Source organism: Rathayibacter sp. AC451, assembly GCF_979253095.1.
In genome coordinates, this window is sequence record NZ_CEEDBD010000001.1 from 2175861 (window position 1) to 2196884 (window position 21024).

Genomic DNA, 21024 nt, shown 5'->3' on the forward strand with positions numbered 1-21024 from the left:
AGGCCGCTACTCCTTCGCCGCACTCGCCTTCTCGGCCCCGCTCGTCTCCTCGACGGCCTCGTCCGCCGTCTTCTGCGCCGCTTTCGCCGCCGCCGCCCGATCGGTCGCCTCCGCACTCTCGCGGAACGCGCGCCGAGGATCCTGCATCGCGCTCATCGGCGAGAGATCGCGCGAGCCGATCGCATCGACGATCCAGCCCGAGATCACGCGCCACTTGCGGTCCAGGCTCGGCATGGCCGCGCCGTGGTACGCCCGGTGGGCGAGCCAGGCGAGGGGACCGCGCAGCTTCACGCCCTTGATCACGCCCGCGCCCTTGCCGATGCCGTACTCGGCGACGGTGCCGACCGAGACGTGGCGGTACTCCTCGACGGGCCCCTCGGTGAGGTCGGCCATGATGTTGCGCGCGAGGAGCTTGGCCTGGCGCACCGCGTTCTGAGCGTTCGGCGGGTAGTACGCCGGCTGCTTCTCGGCGGTGAGGTCGGGGACCTGCGCGCCGTCGCCGGCCGCCCAGGCTCCGGGGACGGGCGTGCCGTCCTTGCGGATCACGCGCAGGCGGGCGTCGGCCATGACGTGGCCGCGGGGACCGCGCGGCGCGTCCGTCGCCTCCAGGATCGGGTTCGGCTTGACGCCGGCCGTCCACACGAGCGTGGCGGTCGGGATGCGCTCGCCGCTCGAGAGCTCGACGACGCCGTCCTCGCACGAGGGCATGGTGGTCTTCAGGTGCACGTTCACGCCGCGGGCGCGCAGGTGCTCGAGCGTCCACTTCGAGAGCTCGGGGCCCACCTCCGGAGCCACGCGGTCGAGGGCCTCGACGAGGTGCCAGCTCACGTCGCCCATCGAGAGCGACGGCTGCGCCGCGAGGGTGCGTCGGCTGAGGTCGAGCAGCTCGCTGAGGGCCTCGACGCCGGTGTAGCCGCCGCCGACGAAGACGAAGGTGAGCAGGCGGCGGCGCTCGGCCGGGTCCGTGGTGAGGGCGGCGCGGGCGATGCTCTCGATGACGCGGTCGCGCAGGTGCGCGGCCTCCTCGAGCGTCTTGAAGCCGATGCCGTGCTCGGCGAGGCCGGGGGTGGGGAACGTGCGCGTGACGGCGCCGAGGGCGAAGACCACCTGGTCGAACGGGAGCGTGCGCGTGGACCCGTCGAGCGCGGCGACGGACGCTGTGCGCTCCTCGAGGCTCACCCCGGTGATCGCCCCGCGGATGACGCGGGTGCGCTTGAGCGCCGAGATCAGCGGCACGGTGACGTGGCGCGGCTGGACGTGGCCGCCGGCGACCTCGGGCAGCAGCGGCTGGTAGGTCATGTAGGGGTTCGGCTCGACGACCGTGACGTCGATCGGAGCGAGGCCGCGGAGCTTCTCGAGCCCCCAGGCCGTGTAGAGGCCGACGTACCCGCCGCCCAGGATGAGGATGCGCGTGGTTCCGGATGCCGTCATGTCGATCCCTTCTCGGACCCGGCGCGACGAGGCGGGCCGGGTGCAGCGGTGCAGAGGAGTGATCGACGCTACGCCGACGCCCTCGACGCGCACAGGGCCTTGCGCCCGAAGGGCGGAGGAGCGAGAGTGCGCGCCGGTCGACGGTGCCGCACTCAGCCGACCGCGCGCTCCTCCCGGCGCAGGCGGCGGCGGTACTCGCTGGGCGAGAGCCCGGTCTCGGTGGCGATCGCGCGCCGCAGGCGCTCGGGCGACGAGAAGCCCGAGCGCCGCGCGACGTCGCTGAGCGGGAGCTCCGCCCCCTCGGGCCCGGCGACGATGCGGAGCGCGTTCTCGGTGCGGACGGCGGAGAGGAGGTCGCGCAGCGTCGTGCCCCGCTCGTCGGCGACGGCCCTCTGCAGGGTCCGCAGACTCACGCGGCAGCGGCGCGCGACGGTTCCGGGGTCGAGCGTCGGGTCGGTGTAGTCGGACCGGATGACCTGCTCGGCGGCGTCGACCATGTCGTGCAGGCCCATCCGCTCGGCGGGTGCGTCGGCACGCTCGCCGTCGAGCACCCGGCCCAGACGCTGCACTGCGTCCCGGAGGTAGTCGGCCTGCACCGCGTGCGCGATGTCGAGGTCGGCGAGGACGGCGCGCAGTACGGAGCGGGCCGTGAGCGCCACGGGCGACGGCGGCAGACGGCGCGGCGGCTCCGCCCGGCGCGGCCGCTCGGAGGCGGGCAGCGCGAGGCGCAGCAGGAGGAACCGCACGGGGCGCGAGGCCGTCACCACGACCGGGACGTCGGCCGAGAGGATGAGGACGCCGTCCGACACCGTCGCGCATCCGGCCTCCGACTCGACCAGCAGCTCGCCCTCCATCGGCAGCACGAAGATCGTCGCCGCCTCGACGACGCGGTCGTTCGGCCAGCGGAGCACGAGCGGTGTCGAGACGACGTGCAGGATCCGCACCCCGTCGAACGCCGCGACGGCGAGGTCCATCCGGAAGGCGGGCGGCGACGGGACGTCCACGTCGATCGACCGGCGCAGCGCGGCGATCCCGTCGGCACCGCGCAGCCGGACGGTGCGCGCCCCCGCGCTCAGCGGGATGCTCGCGGGGTTCTGCAGGACGGGGCGTGGGACCACGGTGGCGACTCCGATCGTGAGCACGGCCGCCACGGAGGCGCCGTCGCTCGGAGCCTACAAGAGGTGAGGGTTCCTCGGCTCGACCCCGAAAGGGTCACTGGAGGGCGGAGGTGAGCCTCGCCAGGTTGTCGAGGATCGTGGAGCGCAGCGGCTGACCGCGCCACTCCCGCAGCGTGAGCTCGCGCGAGTGCTCGCGGTAGTCCTGCTGCACCTGGCGCAGGTCCTCGACGAACTCGGAGCCGCGCACCATCAGCGAGACCTCGAGGTTCAGGGTGAACGAGCGCATGTCCATGTTGCTCGAGCCGATGACGGCGACGTCGTCGTCGATCGTGAAGTGCTTCGCGTGCAGGATCGTGGGCTTGCGGTACATCCAGATGCGCACGCCCGCCGTCAGCAGCGTCTCGTAGTAGGAGCGCTGCGCGTGGTAGACGACGGCCTGATCGCCGATCTCGGACACGAACAGCTCGACGTGCACACCGCGGCGGGTCGCCGTCGTGATGGCGTAGAGCATCGCCTCGTCCGGCACGAAGTAGGGGCTCGTGATGATGATCGACTTCTGCGCCGAGTAGAGCAGGGCCAGGAAGAGGCGCAGGTTGTTCTCGCCGGCGAATCCGGGCCCGCTCGGCACGACCTGGCAGTCGATCGTGTCGCGCTGCTGGAGGGCCTCCATCGGCTCCGACTCGCGCAGGAGCAGCTCGTCCGTCTCGCTGTACCAGTCGGTGATGAAGATCGCGTTCAAACCCTGCACGACCGGCCCCTCGAGGCGCACCATCAGGTCGTGCCAGTGCAGGCCGCGGCGGATGTTGCCGCGCTTGTTGTAGCTCGAGTCGACGACGTTCTGCGATCCCATGAAGGCGGCGTTGCCGTCCACGATCAGCAGCTTGCGGTGGTTGCGGAGATCGGGCCGCTGGTACTGGCCGCGCCACGGGCGCACGGGCAGCATGTACGACCAGTGCGCCCCGGCGTCCCGCAGCGCCCGGAGCCGGCGGTAGGTGCCGCCGGCGTAGCCCGGCACGCGGATGGACGCGATGTGATCGAGCAGGATCCGCACGGTCACACCGCGCGCGACGGCGCGGTCGAGGGCGGCGAAGAAGGGCTCGGTGGTCGAGTCGGCGGCGAGGATGTAGAACTCGCAGTGCACGTAGCGGCGGGCGCGGTCGATCTCGGCCGCCATCGCCCGGATCGTCTCCTCGTACCCGCCCTGCAGGCGCGCGTCGTTGCCGCCGACCAGCGGCATCGCTCCGAGGTTGCGGTTCAGCGTCACGACCGACTCGAGCCACTGCGGCCACGGATGGTTGCGCGCGACGCGGTCGATCCCCTCGGTCGACTCGAGGATGAACCGGTTGATCTCCTCCTGCTTGCGCCGGCGCTTGCGCGGGAGCCGGTAGCTGCCGATGAAGAGGAACAGCAGGATGCCGACGTAGGGGATCAGGAAGATCGCCATCAGCCACGCGAGCCCCGTGGTCGGGCGGCGGTTGCGCGGCACGACGATCACCGCCACGACTCGGACGACGAGCTCGACGACGATCGCGGCCACGGCGAGCACGAGCGACCAGTCGGGTGGGGTCACCGGGTCTCCTCGCCGTGTGTCGCTCGCGTGCAGGAGGCGGGCGCTTCCGCGCCCCGCACCCCCGCGGGGTCGGTCAGGAGGCGTCGCGCGGCGGCAGACCGCGGCGGGCGCGCTCCTTCGCCTCGATGCGGTCGTAGGCGCGGCGCTCGTTGCGGTCGGAGCGGATCAGGGCGCGCATGATGTACCAGAAGATCAGGCCGATGCTGACGGTCGGCAGAAGAGCCCACAGCCCCTGATTCCAGATCTCCCAGTCCATGGGGCGATCCTACCCGGGCGAGCCGTACCCGAGCCGGGGATGGCCGTCGGACGAGCGTCAGCGGCTCTCGAGCGACCGGTTGAGGGCGGACGCGTCGGCGTTCAGCCCCTCGAGCTCGGTGCGGAGGGCGTCGTACTCTGCGATGTCCGCGTCGATGGCGTCGCGGGTCGCGTCGATCTCCTCGCCGCGGTCCAGCAGCTCCGCGCGCTCGGCGTCGAACGCCGCCTCGGAGGAGAAGTCACCGCTGTCGGCGCGGGTGTTGAACGCGTCGATCTCGGCGTTCAGCGCGTCGTACTCGGCGTTGTTCGCGTCGACGCGGGCGGTGAGGTCGGTGTACATCGCGTCGATCCGGGCGACCAGATCGGTGATGCGGTTCTCGAGATCGGTGAACACGGCCTCGTAGCGCTCGTTCAAGCCGACGACGACGGAGCGATCGGTGAAGAACTGCGCGTAGTGCGCCTCGAGCGCGGGCGGCAGGTCGGCGACCTCGGTGCCCAGGATGGAGTGCAGCTCGTTGACGCGCTCGCCCAGGCCGCCGGTGCGGTACAGCTCCAGGCGCTCGGCGATCTCGCCGCCCTCGGGGAGGCCCTCGTACGCCGTCTCGAGCTCCGCACCCAACTCGCTCCGCTCGTCGTCGCCGAGTCGGACCCAGGCGGCGTGCAGCATCTCGTGCGCCGCCGTGACGTCGCGGATGCCGTCGAGATCGGGGTTGTCGACGTCCGAGATGAAGATGTCGGTGCCGGTGTAGCAGCCCAGGACGATCTCGTCCGAAGCGCCGTAGCCGCAGAGCTCGTTGAAGCCGGACGTCGGCTCCACCGAGGGGTGCGAGGCGTAGTACAAGGCCCGTCCGCGGGTCGACATGGCCGTCCGCTCGGCGAAGCCCTCGATCACGGCGTCGGGCGTGAACGACTCGGCCGCGCGCTGGTCGGCGACGGCCGTGCCGAGGTCCGCCGAGTCGGCGAGCACGGAGCCGGCGACCACGGTGCCGACGCCGAACTGGGCGACGGTGAGCACGCCCGCGACGGCGATCGCGACGATGCTGGATGCGCGGACCACGTCTCCCCCGTCCGGCCAGGAGGCCGTCGTCGTTCGCGGCGGGGACCTACTCCGCCGCCGAACCAGGCTACTTGACCAGCGGGAACAGGATCGTCTCGCGGATCCCGAGGCCGGTGATCGCCATGAGCAGGCGGTCGATGCCCATGCCCATGCCGCCGGTGGGCGGCATGCCGTGCTCGAGGGCGCGGAGGAAGTCCTCGTCCAGTCGCATCGCCTCGTCGTCGCCGGCCGCCGCCTGGCGCGCCTGCTCGACGAAGCGCTCGCGCTGCACGACGGGGTCGATGAGCTCGGAGTAGCCGGTGGCGAGCTCGAATCCGCGGACGTACAGGTCCCACTTCTCGACGACGCCCGGGATGCTGCGGTGCGCGCGGACGAGCGGCGACGTGTCGACCGGGAAGTCGAGCACGAAGGTGGGGCGGGTGAGCCCGCCCTTGACGAAGTGCTCCCACAGCTCCTCGACGTACTTGCCGTGGGTCGGCACGTGCACCTCGACGCCCTCGCGCTCGGCGAGCGTCTCGAGCTCGACGATCGGGGTCTCGGGGGTGATCGCGATGCCGGCGGCCTGCGAGAGGCTCTCGTACATCGAGATGCGGTCCCACTCGCCGCCGAGGTCGAACTCGGTGCCGTCGGCCCACGTGACCACGTGAGATCCGGCGACGGCGAGCGCCGCGTTCTGGATCAGCTCCTGGGTCAGGTCGGCGATCGACGTGTAGTCGCCGTACGCCTGGTACGCCTCGAGCATCGCGAACTCGGGCGAGTGCGTGGAGTCGGCGCCCTCGTTGCGGAAGTTGCGGTTGATCTCGAAGACGCGGTCGATGCCTCCGACGACGGCGCGCTTGAGGTAGAGCTCCGGCGCGATGCGCAGGTAGAGCTCGGTGTCGAACGCGTTCGAGTGCGTGGCGAACGGACGGGCGGAGGCGCCGCCGTGCATGACCTGCAGCATCGGCGTCTCGACCTCGAGGAAGCCGTGCGAGGTGAAGGTGCTGCGGAGCGACGCGTTGACCGCCGCGCGGGTGACGACCGTCTCGCGGGCCTGCGGGCGCACGATGAGGTCGAGGTAGCGCTGGCGCATCCGGGTCTCGTCGCCGAGCTCGTTGTGCAGGTTCGGGAGCGGGAGGATCGCCTTCGCGGCGATCGTCCAGTCGGACACCCAGACGCTCAGTTCGCCGCGCTTGCTCGAGATGACCTCGCCCTCGACGAACAGGTGGTCCCCGAGGTCGACGAGCTCCTTCCAGGCGGCCAGCGACTCCTCGCCCACGTCGCCGAGCGAGACCATGGCCTGGATGCGGGAGCCGTCGCCGGACTGCAGCGTCGCGAAGCAGAGCTTGCCCGTGTTGCGCTGGAAGACGACGCGGCCGGCGAGGCCGACCTTCTCGCCCGTGCGGACGTCCGGCTCGATGCCCTCGTGGCGCGCGCGCACCGCGGCGATCGTGTCGGTGACTCCGACGGCGACCGGGTACGCACCGCCGCCGAGGTCCTCGCCCGCGCGCTCGATCAGGCGCTCGCGCTTGGCGAGCCGCACGGCCTTCTGCTCCGACGCCTCCTCGGGGGAGAGCTCGTCGGGGGTCACGGGGGCGTCGGGGGTGTCGGCCATGTCGGGGCGCAGGTGCTTTCGATCGGGGGCGGAGGGACGCGATCAGGCGAGCAGGATCGGACCGTTGTCGAGGAGCCGGGTGGATCCGACGATCGCGGCGACCAGCACGAGGGCCGGGCCGCGATGGTCGTCGTCGACCGGCAGGAGCGTCGCCGGGTTCACGACGACGAGGTAGTCCAGCTTGACTCAGCGACTCGCCCATCGCCGCGGACTGCGCGGCCGCGATCACGGCGTCGATCCCTCGGTCGGCCGCCGACGCGGCGGCTTCGAGGACGTGCGGGATCGTGCGGGCCGCTCGGCGCTCGCGGGCGTCGAGGTAGCGGTTGCGGCTCGAGAGCGCGAGGCCGTCCTCCTCGCGCACCGTCTCGACGGCCTCGATCGTGACCGGGACGTCGAGGTCGCGCACCATGCGGCGCACCAGGAACAGCTGCTGCGCGTCCTTCTGCCCGAAGAACGCGATGTCGGGCTGCACGATGTGCAGGAGCTTCGCGACGACGGTGAGCATGCCGTCGAAGTGACCGGGGCGGGAGCGGCCCTCGTAGAGGGTGCCGACGTGCCCGGCGACGACTCGGGTGGAGGAGGGGCCGTCGGGGTACATCTCGGCGACGGTCGGGGCGAACACGACGTCCACGCCCTCGGCCTCCAGCAGCTCGGTGTCGGCGGCGAGGTCGCGCGGGTAGCGGTCGAGGTCCTCGGTGGGGCCGAACTGCAGCGGATTGACGAAGATCGAGACCACGACGAGGTCGGCGCTCCCGCGCGCCGCGTCGACGAGGGCGAGGTGCCCCTCGTGCAGCGCTCCCATGGTGGGGACCAGGGCGATGCGGGATCCGGCGCGCCGCGCCTCGGCCAGCCGCTCGCGGAGGGCGTCGACGCGTTCGATGGTGCTGATCACCCGACGATGCTACCGGCGGCGCCCGGGCGGTACTCCCGGGCGACGGGGTTCCGAGACGCCCCTCCGGGGCTGCTCGATCGGCACGAAGGGGGCGGCTCTCAGCCGGCGGCGCGGCGCAGGGCGTCGTCGACGGAGGAGCGCACGAGGCTCGAGAGGAAGAAGCCCGGCTTCTCGACGCCGATGCCCGCGAGCAGGCCCGCCGCCTGATCGACGATGGCGCTCGAGAAGGTGGTGGCGGTCGAGACGGCCTCCGCGTAGGCGGCGCGGTCGGCCTCGGCCACGGTGACGGGCTCGCCGCCCATCTCGACGACGAGCGCCTGCGCGATCGGGAGCACGGGTCCGGGGGCCGTGACCGCGAAGTAGGTCTCGGCGAGGCGGGCGAGGTCCAGGCTCGTGCCGCTGAACGCCATCGCGGGGTGCACGGCGAGCGGGATCGCCCCCTCCTGCGAGTGCGGGAGCGAGCACGCCGTAGCCGTGCTCGGGCGCCGTGTGCAGCACCAGCTGCCCGGGCTGCCAGACGCCCGCCGCGGCGAGCCCCGCCACCAGCGCGCCCAGCTCGTCCCCCGGCACGGCGAGCACCACGAGCTCGCTGCGCTCGACGAGGTCCGGGATCGCGAGGATCGGGGCGCCCGGGAGCAGCGCGTCGGCGCGCTCGCGGCCGGTCTCGCTCGTGGTGGCGACTCCGGTGATCGCGTGGCCGGCGTTCGCGAGCGCCGCTCCGAGCACGGGTCCGACGCGGCCGGCTCCGATCACTCCGACGCCGAGGCGGCCGTCACGGCGGGTGTCAGGCATGGGGCTCCCCCTCCGGAGCGGGCCAGGGCGAGGGCGCCGGCCAGGGTGCGGATGCGGATGCGGCGCGGCGCCCCCACAGGTGGCTCCCGTCGCGCTCGGCGGCGCGGACGCCCGCCCGGGAGAGCCTCTCGAAGAAGGCCAGGGCGTCGGCGGCGCCCATCACCGGGATCGTCGCGGTGACGGGACCGGCGACGGTGTGCACGTGCGCCGACGAGACTCCGAGCAGGCGCTGGAGCGGACCCTGCTGCACGCCGATGCTCTGCATCCGGGCGAGCGGGACCACCACGACGTGCCGCCACACCGCTCCGCTGCGCAGGACCGCCACGTCCTCGGTCAGGCGGTAGCCGGTGCGGCGCCACGAGAAGGGACGGAGCCAGGCGGCCGCACGGGGCGCGCTCGTGAAGCCGGCCGCGTCGCGCTGCCGCAGCGCATCGCCGACGGGGGTCGCCTCCGCTCCCTCCGCCGCCCCCGGCAGCAGCAGGCCGAGCACCTTCTCGACGTCGCGCAGATCGCCCACCGGCAGGATCGTCGTGTTCGGCTCGCCGTTGGCCCCCTGGGACGCCGCGTGGCCGGCCCGGTCGATCCTGACCTGCCACCAGCCGAACGGGCGCCAGAGCAGCGGCTGGGCGATCTCGACCGCGTGGATGCGGCCCGGCGGGAGCGTGTCGCTGCTGGTCGAGAAGACGCCGTAGCCCACGCGCACCCCGTCGGCGGTGCCCGAGATCGAGTACCGCAGGGAGCGCACGAACTTGCGGATGTAGTAGCTGCCGGAGCCGATCAGGCCCGGCAGGATCGCGAACAGGACGACGGGAGTGCCCTGGACGGCCACGAGGACCACCGCGACGATCGCCGCGGCGAGGAACAGCGTGAATCCGCTGAAGACGAGCGAGCCCAGCAGTCGCCCGGGTGGGATCGTCACCACGGACTCGGGAGGCGTGCCGTCGTCCGCCTCGCCGAACTCCTCGATCCTGCGGGCGAGGAAGCCGCCGGCGGGCACGGCGCCCGGCACCTCCGCCTCGCGCTCGCGGACCCCGGAGGCCAGGCGGAGGATGTCGCGCCGGAGGGCGTCGACCAGGCGGGAGCCGAGATACGAGAGCTGCACGTTGGCGTCCTGGCCGGCGACGCCGACCTCGAGCTTCGCGGCGCCGACGAGCCGCGCGACGAGCGGACGCTGCACCGCGATGCCCTGGATGCGGTCCAGGCGCGCGCGGCGGTTCGTCCGGAACAGCACGCCCGAGCGCACCTCCACCACCTCGTCGGTGATGCGGAAGGTGTGCATGCGCCACGAGAGCCAGAAGGCGAGCACGGCGACGGCGAGTCCGACCGCGACCGCCAGCAGCGCCCAGCCGATGAGCCCGCGGTCCACCAGCTGGTCGACGGGGTCCCCGCTCTCGTAGCCGCCGGGCGCGGGCAGGAAGAACTCGACGAGGCGCTCGCGCAGATTCGTGATCAGGATGCCCAGGACGACGAGCAGTCCGATGCCGCCCTTGAGGACGGGGGTCGCCGGATGCAGGCGGTGCCACTCGCCGTCGGCGAGGTCGGTCTCGATGCCGCGGACGTGTTCCTCGGCGGCGCCGCTCACAGTCCGGCCCGGCGCGACTCGGCCAGCGCGACGAGGCGGTCGCGCAGCTCCTCCGCCTCGGCTTCGACGAGGCCGGGGATGCTCACGCCGGTCGCGGCGGCCGCGGTCACGAAGCGCAGATCGGCGAGGCCGAGCGCTCGGGCGAGCGGGCCCCGGTTGACGTCGATGAGCTGCATCCGGCCGTAGGGCACCGAGACGAAGCGCTGGAACATGATGCCGCGGCGGAAGAGCAGGTCGTCGGCGCGCAGCAGGTAGCCGTAGGAGCGGGCCCGGCGCGGAGCGACGATCAGGAGGGTCACGGCGAGCACGGCGGCGGCCACGAGCGCGATCCAGGCCCAGCCGACTCCGATCAGCAGCAGCACCACAGGGGCGATCAGCAGCACGACGCTCGAGACGATCGCCTGCACGAACTCGACGGCGACGTACTTCGGCGAGACGCGCCGCCACTCCCCCCGTCACCTCGAGCCGGGTGCCGGGAGCGCTCGGGGCGACGGGCGCAGGAGCGGACTCCCGCTGCGCCTCCTGCTCGCGCCTGGCCTCGCGGCGCGACAGCGGCTGCGGCTGCGGCTCGGATCCGTGCCGCGGCTCGGGCGGAGCGTCGACGGACGGCCGGGGCTCGGGCGCCGGTTGGGGGCGCGACTCGTCCGTCATGCTCGGGTACTCCTGTCGGCGGCGGGCCCGGAGCCGGCGTCAGGCGTGGTTCGCCTCGCCGACTACTGCGTCGTCGTCGTCATCGCTCGGCGGGATGGTGCAGAGGTGCTCGGCGACCAGTCCGGCCACCAGCAGGACGATCGATCCCGCGATCGTGGCGACGTCCTGCCACACGGAGCCTAGCGAAGGCACCACCGCGCGGCTCAGCAGGTAGAGCAGGATCCCGCCGGAGGCTCCGAGCAGCAGCGCGCCGACCAGGCTCGAGGCCTTGGCGAGCACGACGACCCGCATCGCGCGGAACGGGTCGATGCGCCGCCGCAGCGTCCCCTTCGTGGCGCGGTGAATCGGGATCGCGAAGCCGAGCACCAGCGCGGCCACGACGACCAGCGTCAGCGGCACCGTCAGCGGCGGCACGAGAACGGCGCGGCCGGAGGAGGCGATGGCGAGGTCGAGGAGGAAGCCGACCACGGCGCCGGCGAGGCCCAGGCCGAGCAGGGTGCTGAGTCGGGTGCGCTTCACGGAGTGCTGCTCTCGGTGTCGGACGTGCCGGGGGCGGTGCTCGTCGGTGCGCCCGGGGGGCGGGCGTCCCGCCACGCTATCGCCTCCGGCCAGGGGCTGACCGGGTCGGTCGCGCGGGCGCGGAGGAGGGCGACCGGACCGTGCCCCGGCAGGACGGCGTCGGGCTCGACGTCGAGCCACGGCTCGAGCACGAACGCGCGCTCGGCGGCGCGGGGGTGCGGCAGCGTGAGGTGCGCGTCGTCGCGGACGACCGCTCCGACGGCGATCAGGTCGATGTCGAGCGTGCGGTCCCCCCAGCGCTCCTCGCCCTCGCCCCGGATCCGACCGCCGGCGCGCTCGATCGCCGAGGTCGCCGCGAGCAGGTCCTCGGGATCGAGGGTCGTCGATCCGGTGGCGACCGCGTTGAGGTAGCCGGGGGCGTCCGGATCGACGCCGTCGAGCTTCCAGGCGGGCGTCTCGACGACCTTCGACACGGCGTGCAGGCGCAGACCCGGAGTGGTGGCGAGTGCGCGCACCGCCTCCTCCAGGTGGGCGAGGCGGTCGCCGAGGTTGCTGCCGAGCGCGAGCACGACGCGGCGCTTGGGGCGGATCCGCTCCTGCCGGGGCCTCACGAGCGCGCCCTCGTGATCTGCACGGCGACGTCGTCGAAGGGCAGCGGGATGGGGGCGTCGGGCTTGTGCACCGTGATGCGGACGACGTCGGCCGCGGCGAAGCCGAGCGCGACGGCGGCCAGGCGCTCGGCGACGGTCTCGATGAGGTCGACCGGGTCGCGGGTGACCGCATCCGCCAGCGCGATCGCGAGCTCGCCGTAGTGCACGGTCTCGGCCAGGGCGTCGGCGCCCGCCGCAGGGGCGACGTCGAGCCACACGGTCGCGTCGATGACGAAGTCCTGGCCGTTCTCGCGCTCGAAGTCGAAGACGCCGTGGTGCGCGCGCACGCGCAGGCCCGTCAGCGTGATCGAGTCGCGGAGGGCGAGGGAGGCGGGGTCGACGGCGGTCACGGGAGCTCCTCGTGCAGGCGGGCGGAGAGCGCCAGGGCGCGGGCGCTGGAGCGGACGTCGTGCACGCGGACTCCCCAGGCGCCGCGATCGGCCGCGATCAGGCTGAGCATCGCGGTCACGTCGTCCCGCTCGGCGGCCGGGGCGTCGACGGGGGCGAACGGGGCGAGGAAGCGCTTGCGGGAGTGCCCGACGAGCACCGGGAACCCGAGCGAGACGATCGCGTCGAGGCGGGCGAGCAGCGCCCAGTCGTGCCCGCCGTTCTTCGCGAAGCCGAGGCCCGGGTCCAGGATCAGGCGGTCGTCGCGGATCCCGGCCTCCCGCGCCGCGTCGATCCGGCGCTCGAGCTCGCCCCGCACCTCGCCGACGACGTCGGAGTAGGACGCGAGGGAGTTCATGTCGGCACTGTGGCCGCGCCAGTGCATGGCGATGTAGACCGCGCCGCGCTCGGCGACGAGCGGCAGCATCGCCGGGTCGGCGAGTCCGCCCGAGACGTCGTTCACGACGAGCGCTCCCGCGTCGAGAGCGGCCTCGGCCGTGGACGCGCTCATCGTGTCGATGCTGACCTGCACCCCCTCCGTCGCGAGCGCGCGGACCACGGGCAGCACGCGCGCCTGCTCGGCGTCGGCGTCGACCCGCGCCGCCCCGGGGCGGGTGGACTCGCCGCCGACGTCGACGAGGTCGGCGCCGAAGGAGGCGGGGCCCTCGCCGCTGGAGCGGGTCATGCCGATGCCGTGGCGCACGGCGTCGTCGACGGAGAACCAGCGACCGCCGTCGCTGAAGGAGTCGGGGGTGACGTTCAGGATCCCGAGGAGGGCGGCGCGATCGGGCGGCGCGAGATCCGCAGCGGAGGGAGGCACGTCACTCCCCTCGCGCGGCGCCGATCAGCGCGATGATCTCGGCACGGGCGGCGGGCTGGGCGAGGGAGCCGCGGGCGGCGACCGTGACGGTGGAGCTGCGGGTCTGGCGCGGGCCGCGCATCCGCACGCACCCGTGCTCGGCGTCGACGACGACGACGACGCCCTCGGGAGCGAGTCCCGTCTGGATCACGTCGGCGATCTGCTCCGTGAGCCGCTCCTGCAGCTGCAGCCGCGAGGCGACGGTCTCGACGACGCGCGGCAGTCGGCCGAGGCCGACGACGCGCTCACCCGCGCGGTAGGCGATGTGCGCCACCCCGAGGAACGGCAGCAGGTGGTGCTCGCAGACGGAGCGGAACGCGAGATCGCGGACGATCACGGTCTGCCCGTCGGGGTGCACCGTCGCGTCGCCCTCGACGACCGCGAAGGTCTCGTCGAGGTGCGCGGCCGGATCGAGGTCGCTCTCGCCGAAGAACTCCTCGTAGGCCTCGGCGAAGCGCCGGGGGGTGGAGGCGAGCCCCTCGCGGCCCGGGTCGTCCCCGATGGCCGCGAGGAGCTCGACGACGGCCGCCTCGATGCGCGCCTTGTCGACGGGCATCGGAGGCTACGCCGTCGCGGGACGCGGGTTGATCAGCGGCGGGCGCTGCGGTGCGGTCTCCTCGGTGCCGGCGGAGGTGACTCCGCCGTCGGTGGCACCCGCGTCGATCGGCGCCTTGGCGGCGGGGATCGCGATGGGCGGGAGATCGGACAGCGGACGCTTGTCGCTCGAGAGCCACTGCGGGCGCTCGTCGATGCGGCGCACGTCCTTGAAGATGTCGGCCAGCTGGTCGTGGTCGAGCGTCTCCTTCTCGAGCAGGTCCGCGGCGAGGCGGTCGAGGATGTCGCGGTTGGCGTTGATGACCTGCCACGCCTCGTCGTGCGCCTGCTCGATCAGCTGCCGCGTCTCGGCGTCGACCCGCTCGGCGATCTGCTCGGAGTAGTCGCGCTGGTGGCCCATGTCGCGGCCGAGGAACATCTCGCCCGAGGACTGGCCGAGCTTGACGGCTCCGACGTTCGAGGACATGCCGTACTCGGTGACCATCTTGCGGGCGATCGCGGTCGCCTTCTCGATGTCGTTCGAGGCCCCGGTGGTGGGGTCGTGGAAGACGATCTCCTCGGCGACGCGGCCGCCCATGGCGTAGGTCAGCTGGTCGAGCAGCTCGTTGCGGGTGGTGGAGTACTTGTCCTCGAGCGGCAGGACCATCGTGTAGCCGAGGGCGCGGCCGCGCGGCAGGATCGTCACCTTGGTGACGGGGTCGGTGTGGCGCATCGCGGCGGCGGCGAGGGCGTGGCCGCCCTCGTGGTACGCCGTGATCAGCTTCTCCTTGTCGCGCATGACGCGGGTGCGGCGCTGCGGGCCGGCGATGACGCGGTCGATCGCCTCGTCGAGCGCGCGGTTGTCGATCAGCTGCGCGTTGGAGCGGGCGGTGAGCAGCGCGGCCTCGTTGAGGACGTTCGCCAGGTCGGCACCGGTGAAGCCGGGCGTCTTTCGGGCGACGACCTCGAGGTCGACCCCCTCGGCCAGCGGCTTGCCGCGGCCGTGCACCTCGAGGATGCGCTTGCGGCCGAGCAGGTCGGGGGCGTCGACGCCGATCTGGCGATCGAAGCGGCCCGGGCGCAGCAGCGCCGGGTCGAGGATGTCGGGGCGGTTCGTCGCCGCGATCAGGATGACGTTGGTCTTGACGTCGAAGCCGTCCATCTCGACGAGGAGCTGGTTCAGCGTCTGCTCGCGCTCGTCGTGACCGCCGCCCATTCCGGCGCCGCGGTGTCGGCCGACGGCGTCGATCTCGTCGACGAAGATGATCGCCGGCGAGTTCTCCTTCGCCTGCTGGAACAGGTCGCGCACGCGGCTCGCGCCGACGCCGACGAACATCTCGACGAAGTCGGAGCCCGAGATGGAGTAGAAGGGCACTCCCGCCTCACCCGCGACGGCGCGGGCGAGCAGGGTCTTGCCGGTGCCGGGAGGGCCGTACAGCAGCACGCCCTTCGGGATCCGCGCGCCGACCGCCTGGAACTTGGCCGGCTCCTTGAGGAACTCCTTGATCTCGTGCAGCTCCTCGATCGCCTCGTCGGCGCCGGCGACGTCCTGGAACGTGACCTTCGGGGACTCCTTCGAGACCAGCTTCGCCTTCGACTTGCCGAACTGCATGACGCGGTTGCCGCCGCCCTGCATGCCCGAGAGCATCAGCCAGAAGAACGCGCCGATCAGGAGGATCGGGAGCAGGAAGCCGAGCGCCGACAGGAACCAGTTGGTCTGCGGCACCTCGTCGTCGTAGCCGTCCGACGGGTCGGCGGACGTGACCGCCTCGATGACCTCGGGTCCGCGCGGAGCCACGTAGTAGAACTGCACCTGGGTGCCGTTGTCGCCGTCGGCCTGCGAGAGCGTGAGATCCACGCGCTGCTCCCCGTCGACGATCTTCGCCGACTCGACCTGGCCGTCCTGCAGGAGCTGGAGGCCCTCCTGCGTGCTGATCTGCCGGAATCCGGACATCGTGATCAGAGAGGATCCGATCCAGACCGCCACGATCGCGAGGACGACGTAGAGAATGGGACCCCGGAAGATGCGCTTGACGTTCATGAATGTTGCGGGTGGAGACCCGGCACCTTTCTGACGAAGAAATGTGAGTGTCAGGCTACCTCCCGCACTCTGGGCGCGTGCCGCGCGTTCGCCGTGGGCATGCGTCGTGCTGTCCGGCTCGGCCGGGCTGGCCGAGAACGCTGGCACGCGTTCTCGGATCGCGGCCCTGGGGGGGGCGGGGGCGGTCCGATGGAGGGGCTGTCCGATCTGCAGGGGATCCGGGACAGGCAGGACGGTGACGAGCGGAGGCAAGCACGTTCCCGGGTGGAGGGCCTGCAGATCGTGCGTGCGGTGCCGGGTCAGGCGGACGGCAGGAGGCGGGCGGCCACCTCGGTGGCGAGGACGGCGCCGAGCTGGGCCGAGAGGGTGGCGGGCAGGGTCGGCGGGGCGTCCCAGCGGGGGCCGGCGAGCAGGACTCCGCGCCTCTCCCCCGACCGCCAGAGGGCGTCGACGCTGCCCAGGACGAAGGAGCGCAGGCGCTCGGCGGTCGCGGGGGCGACCCCCTCCGTCAGCGCGAGGTCGACGAGGTGGCGGTAGGCGATCCCTCCGAACAGGGCGCCGTCGCCCGTGCCCTGGTCGATCAGGACGCCGTCGGGGGCGAGGCGGTCGAGGAGGTCCTCGGCCGTGAGAGCCGCGTGGGCGACGAGTCGGACGTCCGGTCGCAGGCGGTGCAGGGCGAGCGCCGCGCCCATGTAGACGCCGTGGTTGTAGCTGAAGGCCCAGTCGTCGCGGGCGGAGCCCCCCTCGCGGCCGATGCCGTCGGCGACGAAGCCGGACTCGTCGTCGCGCAGCCGCACGTGCATCCAGTCGAACGCCGCGCGCGCGAGCACCTCCCGCCCATCGGGACGCAGCAGCTCGAGCCGAGCTCCGAGGATCGCGAACGGCCCGTTCGCCGGGGCGTTCTTGTAGTCGAGCTGCCTGCGGCGCCAGGCGAGGCTGGCGCCGTGGCGGAGGTTCCAGCCCTTCCGGACGGAGAAGCGCCAGAGCCGGTCCGCACGGTCCAGCCAGCGCGGCTCGCCCGTCGCGGCACCGAGACGCGCGAGAGCGCCTCCGAGCCACATCATGTCGTCGAAGTAGCCGTTCACCAGTCGGCCGCCGTTGCGGAGCCGGATCGCCCGGTGCACGCGGCGCGCCCGATCGAGGTGCGTCTCGTCTCCGGTGCGCTCGAAGGCGTCGACCGCCGCATCGATCGCGTGCGCCAGCCACCAGTAGTGGAACGGCGCGTCGGCGGCGACCGAGGTCGGATAGCTCGCGTGGTACCCGATCAGGGGCGCCCGGAACAGCAGGTCGAGACTGCGCTGCGCGACGTCCGCCCGCTGCTCGGGCGGGGTCGGGCTACTCGTAGACGTGGGGCGCGAGGATCGCGACATCGCGGAGGTTGCGGTAGCGCTCGGCGTAGTCGAGCCCGTAGCCGATGACGAAGTCGTTGGGGATGTCGAAGCCCACGTAGGCGACGTCGACCTCGACCTTGGCGGCGCGGGGCTTGCGGAACAGCGCGCAGATCTCGACCGACTCCGCTCCTCGGCTGCGCAGGTTGCCCTGCAGCCACGAGAGGGTGAGGCCCGAGTCGATGATGTCCTCGACGATCAGGACCTTGCGGTCCGTGATGTCGGTGTCGAGGTCCTTCAGGATCCGCACGACGCCCGAGGACTTGGTGCTGCTGCCGTAGGAGGAGACGGCCATCCAGTCCATGACGATGTCGAGCTTGAGCTCGCGCGCCAGATCGGCCATGACCATGACCGCGCCGCGCAGGACGCCCACGATCAGCAGGTTCTCGCCCTGGTAGTCGCGCTCGATCGCGCGAGCCAGGTCGCGGATCCGCGCGTGGATCTCGGCCTCGGTGTAGAGGACCTCGGTGATGTCGTCGGCGATGTCGGCTGCTTCCACCCGATCACTCTACGGCCGGTCCGCAAGAGGTCAGTGCGGTCGGGCCGGCGCGAACACGAGGTCCGAGCCCGAGCGGGTCGCGACGACGCCGGGCAGGTCGACGCCCTTCTGTCCGTGCCAGTCGGTGACGAGGGCGGCGACGGCCAGCGTCTGCGCGCGCGAGAGCGCGACTCCGAACTCGTTCGAGACGACCAGGCGGATGATGCGCTGCCGCAGCGCGGGCGGATCGGCCGCCAGCCCTCGGGCGTCGACGGTCACGTGCCCCTCGTCGTTCTGGCCGACGAGCTCGAGGGCCCAGTCGAGCGCCATCGCGTCGAGCGCGTCGCCGTCCTCGCGCAGCTGCTCGGCGGTGCGGGCGAGTGCCTCGGCGATGCCCGGACCGAGCTCGTCCTCGAGCACCGGCAGCACCGAGCGGCGGACGCGGACCCGGGAGTAGCGGAGGTCGTCGTTGTGGGGGTCGTCCCAGGGCTCGAGGCCGGCGTCGGCGCAGGCGGCGCGGGTGCTCGCGCGGCGGATCCCGAGCAGTGGCCGGCGCAGCGGTCCGCTCACGGCCGCCATGCCGTGCAGGCTCGCGGCTCCGGCTCCGCGCGCGAGGCCCAGGAGGACCGTCTCGGCCTGGTCGTCGAGGGTGTGCGCGAGGAGGACGGCCGCGGCGCCCGTCGCCTCGACGGCATCGGCGAGGGCGCGGTGGCGCGCGGTGCGGGCGGCCGCCTCCGGCCCGTCCTCGCCCTCCGGTACCGAGACGACCTCGACGAGGACGGGCGCGAGGCCCAGAGCGCGCGCCTGGTCGGCGGACCGGCGGGCGACGCCTGCTGAGCCCTCCTGCAGGCCGTGGTCGACGATCACGGCGCCGGCGCGGAGGCCCGCGCGGGGCGCCTCGAACGCGACGGCCGCGGCCAGCGCGAGCGAGTCCGCTCCTCCGCTCAGGGCGACGAGGACGAGCGAGTCGCGCTCGAGCCCGTCGAAGCCGGCGCGGACGGCCCGCCGGATGTCGGCGACGGCGGGGGTCAGACGGGGGCGATCGGGCACATCAAGTAACGTTAGGCCAGCGATCCGGCCTGCGAGCGCTGGCCTGTGCACGCGCTCGGGGAGGCGGATCCGATCCGCCGATGCGCCGCCCGCGGCGCCACCGACTCAAGGAGCGAACATGGCCGCATACGACGTCGTCGTAGAGATCCCCAAGGGCAGCCGCAACAAGTACGAGGTCGACCACGAGACCGGTCGCGTGTACCTCGACCGGGTGCTCTTCACCTCCTTCGTCTACCCGACGGACTACGGCTACTTCGAGAACACCCTCGGCCTCGACGGCGACCCCGTCGACGCGCTGGTGCTGCTCGAGTACCCCGTCTTCCCGGGCGTGGGCGTCTCGGTGCGCCCCGTGGGCGTCCTCAACATGAGCGACGAGGCCGGTTCCGACGCCAAGGTGGTCGTGGTCCCCGCGAAGGACCCGCGCTGGCAGCACATCCAGGACATCGGCGACGTCCCGGAGCAGACGAAGAACGAGATCAAGCACTTCTTCGAGCGCTACAAGGACCTGGAGCCCGGCAAGTGGGTCAAGGTCGAGGCGTGGGGCGACGCGGCCGAGGCCGAGCAGATCGTCCAGGACGGCATCAAGAAGCTGGCCGAAGAGGGTCACTGACCCCTCGCGAATGACGAGAACCCGCTCCCTCCGGAGTCCAGCGGCTGCTGGATCGCCGGTGGGGGCGGGTTCTTCGCGTTGCGGGACCGAGCCGGCGCCCTAGGAGGCCGGGCGGCCGACCATGCCGGTCGGGGTGCCCCAGATGGAGTGGATGCGCACCGGCGCGTTGGGGTTCGGCGCCTCGATGATCTGGCCGTTCCCGAGGAAGATGGCGACGTGGTAGTAGTCGCCGGCTCCGCCCCAGAAGATCAGGTCGCCGCGCTGGCGCTCGCTGTAGGGGACGAGCTTGCCGTCCGCCGCCATGGTGTTGTACTGGTTCGTCGCCGAGTGGGTGCCGATGTAGCGACCCGCGGAGGCGTAGGACTGCTTTGTCAGTCCCGAGCAGTCCCAGACGTCCGGACCCATGCCGCCGAGCAGGTACCGCTCGCCGAGCTGCGCGGACGCGTACGCGATCGCGGTCTCGACCTCGCTGGTGTTCGGCTGGCCGACCGGAGCGGGCGCGGGGGCCGGTGCCGGGGCGGGCGCAGGAGCGGGGGCCGGTGCCGCGGGAGCGGGAGCCGGCGCCGGAGCCTGGACGGGAGGCGCGGGCTGCGGCGCGGCGGGGACGGGCTGCGGCGCAGCGGGAGCCGGCTGCGGAGCCGCGGGAGCGGGGGCCGGAGCCGCGGGAGCGGCCGGTCGCGGCGCTGCGGGCTGGGGCGCCGCCGGGGCGGGAGCCGCGGGACGGGACGGAGCGCCTGCCGGCTGCGAGCCCTGCTCCTGCGAGGTCTCCTCGGCGTCGGCCTGAGCCTGAGCCGCTGCGGCGGCCGCCGCAGCCGCAGCCCTGCGCTCCAGCTCGCCCGCGAGGAACGCGGTCTCGACCTCGACGGTGGAGTCCTTCAGCAGCGCGAGCTGGGCGATGAGCTCGGACGACTTCGCCTCCTGCGCGGCGAGGGCCGACTGCGCCGAGCGCGCGGCGTCGTCGGCGATCGCGCGGGCGCGGTCGGCCTCGTCCGAGAGCGCCCGGTGCTCGTCGACCGCGACGTCGGCCTGCGCGGCGAGGGACTCGGCGTTCTGCTTGTCGCCGAGGGCGTCGGCGTAGACCTTCTGCGACTGCTCCGTCAGCTGCGACATCGCCCCGAGCTGGTAGAGCAGGTCTCCCGCGTTCTCTCCGCTCGCGACGAGGCTCATCGAGAGGTCGCCTCCGGCGGCCTTGGACAGGTGCGCGGCGAGCAGGCCCGCGCGCATCCGGGAGGTCTGTGCCTTGGCGGAGGCCTCGGCGGCGCGGTCCTCGAGGTCGGTGACGGCCTGCGCGGCGGCGGCGAGGGCGTCCGACGCCTGACGCCAGGTCTCGGCCCTGCGCATCGCCTCGACCGAGGCCTCGTCGACCGCGCTCTGCAGCCCGGCGACCAGACCGGTGATCGAGTCGATCTCGGCCTGCTTCGCCGCCTCGTCGAGCTTCGCGTTCTGCACGTCGTCCCACGAGGGGTACTGCGGATCGTCCGCCGAGGCGGGGTGAGTCCGAAGGACGCGGTGATCGCGGTCACGGCGAAGGCCGCGGACACCGCGAGCGGCAGCCGGCCCTTCCAG

General features: G+C 72.9%; 20 protein-coding genes and 2 pseudogenes. 1 reads left to right on the top strand and 21 read right to left on the bottom strand.

Translation table 11 applies throughout. The features are described from left to right. Positions 1-6: 6 nt before the first annotated feature. From AC0CID_RS10425 to tilS, 20 genes and pseudogenes are all read right to left on the bottom strand, one after another. Positions 7-1431, bottom strand: a complete 1425-nt coding sequence (locus tag AC0CID_RS10425) for an NAD(P)/FAD-dependent oxidoreductase (protein WP_465226749.1) — start codon at positions 1429-1431, stop codon at positions 7-9. A 152-nt stretch (positions 1432-1583) separates the two neighbouring features. Next, the gene (locus AC0CID_RS10430) at positions 1584-2582 is read right to left on the bottom strand and encodes a helix-turn-helix domain-containing protein (RefSeq protein ID WP_465226750.1); all 999 of its coding nucleotides are present in this window, start codon (positions 2580-2582) and stop codon (positions 1584-1586) included. A 61-nt stretch (positions 2583-2643) separates the two neighbouring features. After that, positions 2644-4119: a cardiolipin synthase gene (cls, locus tag AC0CID_RS10435; protein ID WP_207407711.1), complete on the bottom strand. Its 1476-nt coding sequence runs from the start codon at positions 4117-4119 to the stop codon at positions 2644-2646. A 73-nt stretch (positions 4120-4192) separates the two neighbouring features. Further along, entirely contained in the window at positions 4193-4375 is a 183-nt protein-coding gene (locus tag AC0CID_RS10440; protein WP_465226751.1) for a hypothetical protein, read from the bottom strand. 57 nt (positions 4376-4432) lie between these two features. Further along, a complete protein-coding gene (locus AC0CID_RS10445) occupies positions 4433-5431 on the bottom strand; it encodes a zinc ribbon domain-containing protein (protein ID WP_465226752.1) in 999 nt (332 codons plus the stop codon). Between the two features lie 67 nt (positions 5432-5498). Continuing rightward, the gene (lysS, locus tag AC0CID_RS10450; protein ID WP_465226753.1) at positions 5499-7025 is read right to left on the bottom strand and encodes a lysine--tRNA ligase; all 1527 of its coding nucleotides are present in this window, start codon (positions 7023-7025) and stop codon (positions 5499-5501) included. A gap of 42 nt (positions 7026-7067) precedes the next feature. Next, the gene (locus AC0CID_RS10455) at positions 7068-7187 is read right to left on the bottom strand and encodes a hypothetical protein (protein WP_465226754.1); all 120 of its coding nucleotides are present in this window, start codon (positions 7185-7187) and stop codon (positions 7068-7070) included. A gap of 106 nt (positions 7188-7293) precedes the next feature. After that, positions 7294-7917 (bottom strand): annotated as a pseudogene (panC, locus tag AC0CID_RS10460) (pantoate--beta-alanine ligase); the annotation flags it as partial. 98 nt (positions 7918-8015) lie between these two features. Beyond that, positions 8016-8709, bottom strand: a pseudogene (locus tag AC0CID_RS10465) (Rossmann-like and DUF2520 domain-containing protein). Continuing rightward, on the bottom strand, positions 8702-10291 hold the full coding sequence (locus tag AC0CID_RS10470) for a PH domain-containing protein (RefSeq protein ID WP_465226755.1): 1590 nt from the start codon (positions 10289-10291) through the stop codon (positions 8702-8704). Before AC0CID_RS10470 ends, AC0CID_RS10465 begins: the two are co-directional and overlap by 8 nt. Next, on the bottom strand, positions 10288-10698 hold the full coding sequence (locus AC0CID_RS10475) for a PH domain-containing protein (protein WP_465226756.1): 411 nt from the start codon (positions 10696-10698) through the stop codon (positions 10288-10290). The genes AC0CID_RS10470 and AC0CID_RS10475 overlap by 4 nt, the downstream gene beginning before the upstream one ends. A 283-nt stretch (positions 10699-10981) precedes the next feature. After that, positions 10982-11461 carry a DUF3180 domain-containing protein gene (locus AC0CID_RS10480; protein ID WP_207407811.1) on the bottom strand — a complete coding sequence of 160 codons (480 nt, stop codon included), beginning with the start codon at positions 11459-11461 and terminating at the stop codon, positions 10982-10984. Beyond that, positions 11458-12072 (bottom strand): 2-amino-4-hydroxy-6-hydroxymethyldihydropteridine diphosphokinase, encoded by a 615-nt coding sequence (gene folK, locus AC0CID_RS10485; RefSeq protein ID WP_465226757.1) that lies wholly within the window; start codon positions 12070-12072, stop codon positions 11458-11460. The genes AC0CID_RS10480 and folK overlap by 4 nt, the downstream gene beginning before the upstream one ends. Beyond that, on the bottom strand, positions 12069-12461 hold the full coding sequence (gene folB, locus AC0CID_RS10490) for a dihydroneopterin aldolase (protein ID WP_307786248.1): 393 nt from the start codon (positions 12459-12461) through the stop codon (positions 12069-12071). The genes folK and folB overlap by 4 nt, the downstream gene beginning before the upstream one ends. Beyond that, positions 12458-13318, bottom strand: a complete 861-nt coding sequence (gene folP / locus AC0CID_RS10495) for a dihydropteroate synthase (RefSeq protein ID WP_465226758.1) — start codon at positions 13316-13318, stop codon at positions 12458-12460. Before folP ends, folB begins: the two co-directional genes overlap by 4 nt. Before the next feature lies 1 nt (position 13319). Then, entirely contained in the window at positions 13320-13913 is a 594-nt protein-coding gene (gene folE / locus AC0CID_RS10500) for a GTP cyclohydrolase I (protein WP_465226759.1), read from the bottom strand. A 6-nt stretch (positions 13914-13919) separates the two neighbouring features. Continuing rightward, positions 13920-15932 (bottom strand): ATP-dependent zinc metalloprotease FtsH, encoded by a 2013-nt coding sequence (ftsH, locus tag AC0CID_RS10505; RefSeq protein WP_207407817.1) that lies wholly within the window; start codon positions 15930-15932, stop codon positions 13920-13922. 299 nt (positions 15933-16231) lie between these two features. Next, positions 16232-17302, bottom strand: a complete 1071-nt coding sequence (locus AC0CID_RS10510; RefSeq protein ID WP_465226760.1) for a glycoside hydrolase family 76 protein — start codon at positions 17300-17302, stop codon at positions 16232-16234. Further along, positions 17268-17819, bottom strand: a complete 552-nt coding sequence (hpt, locus tag AC0CID_RS10515; protein ID WP_207407822.1) for a hypoxanthine phosphoribosyltransferase — start codon at positions 17817-17819, stop codon at positions 17268-17270. The genes AC0CID_RS10510 and hpt overlap by 35 nt, the downstream gene beginning before the upstream one ends. A gap of 30 nt (positions 17820-17849) precedes the next feature. Further along, the gene (tilS, locus tag AC0CID_RS10520) at positions 17850-18848 is read right to left on the bottom strand and encodes a tRNA lysidine(34) synthetase TilS (protein WP_465226761.1); all 999 of its coding nucleotides are present in this window, start codon (positions 18846-18848) and stop codon (positions 17850-17852) included. Between the two features lie 118 nt (positions 18849-18966). Here tilS and ppa point away from each other — a divergent pair, with 118 nt between their 5' ends. Further along, on the top strand, positions 18967-19458 hold the full coding sequence (ppa, locus tag AC0CID_RS10525) for an inorganic diphosphatase (protein WP_056868278.1): 492 nt from the start codon (positions 18967-18969) through the stop codon (positions 19456-19458). A 99-nt stretch (positions 19459-19557) separates the two neighbouring features. On the opposite strand, the gene AC0CID_RS10530 is transcribed toward ppa, so the two are convergent. Further along, positions 19558-20907 (bottom strand): C40 family peptidase, encoded by a 1350-nt coding sequence (locus AC0CID_RS10530; RefSeq protein WP_465226762.1) that lies wholly within the window; start codon positions 20905-20907, stop codon positions 19558-19560. Positions 20908-21024: the final 117 nt, after the last annotated feature.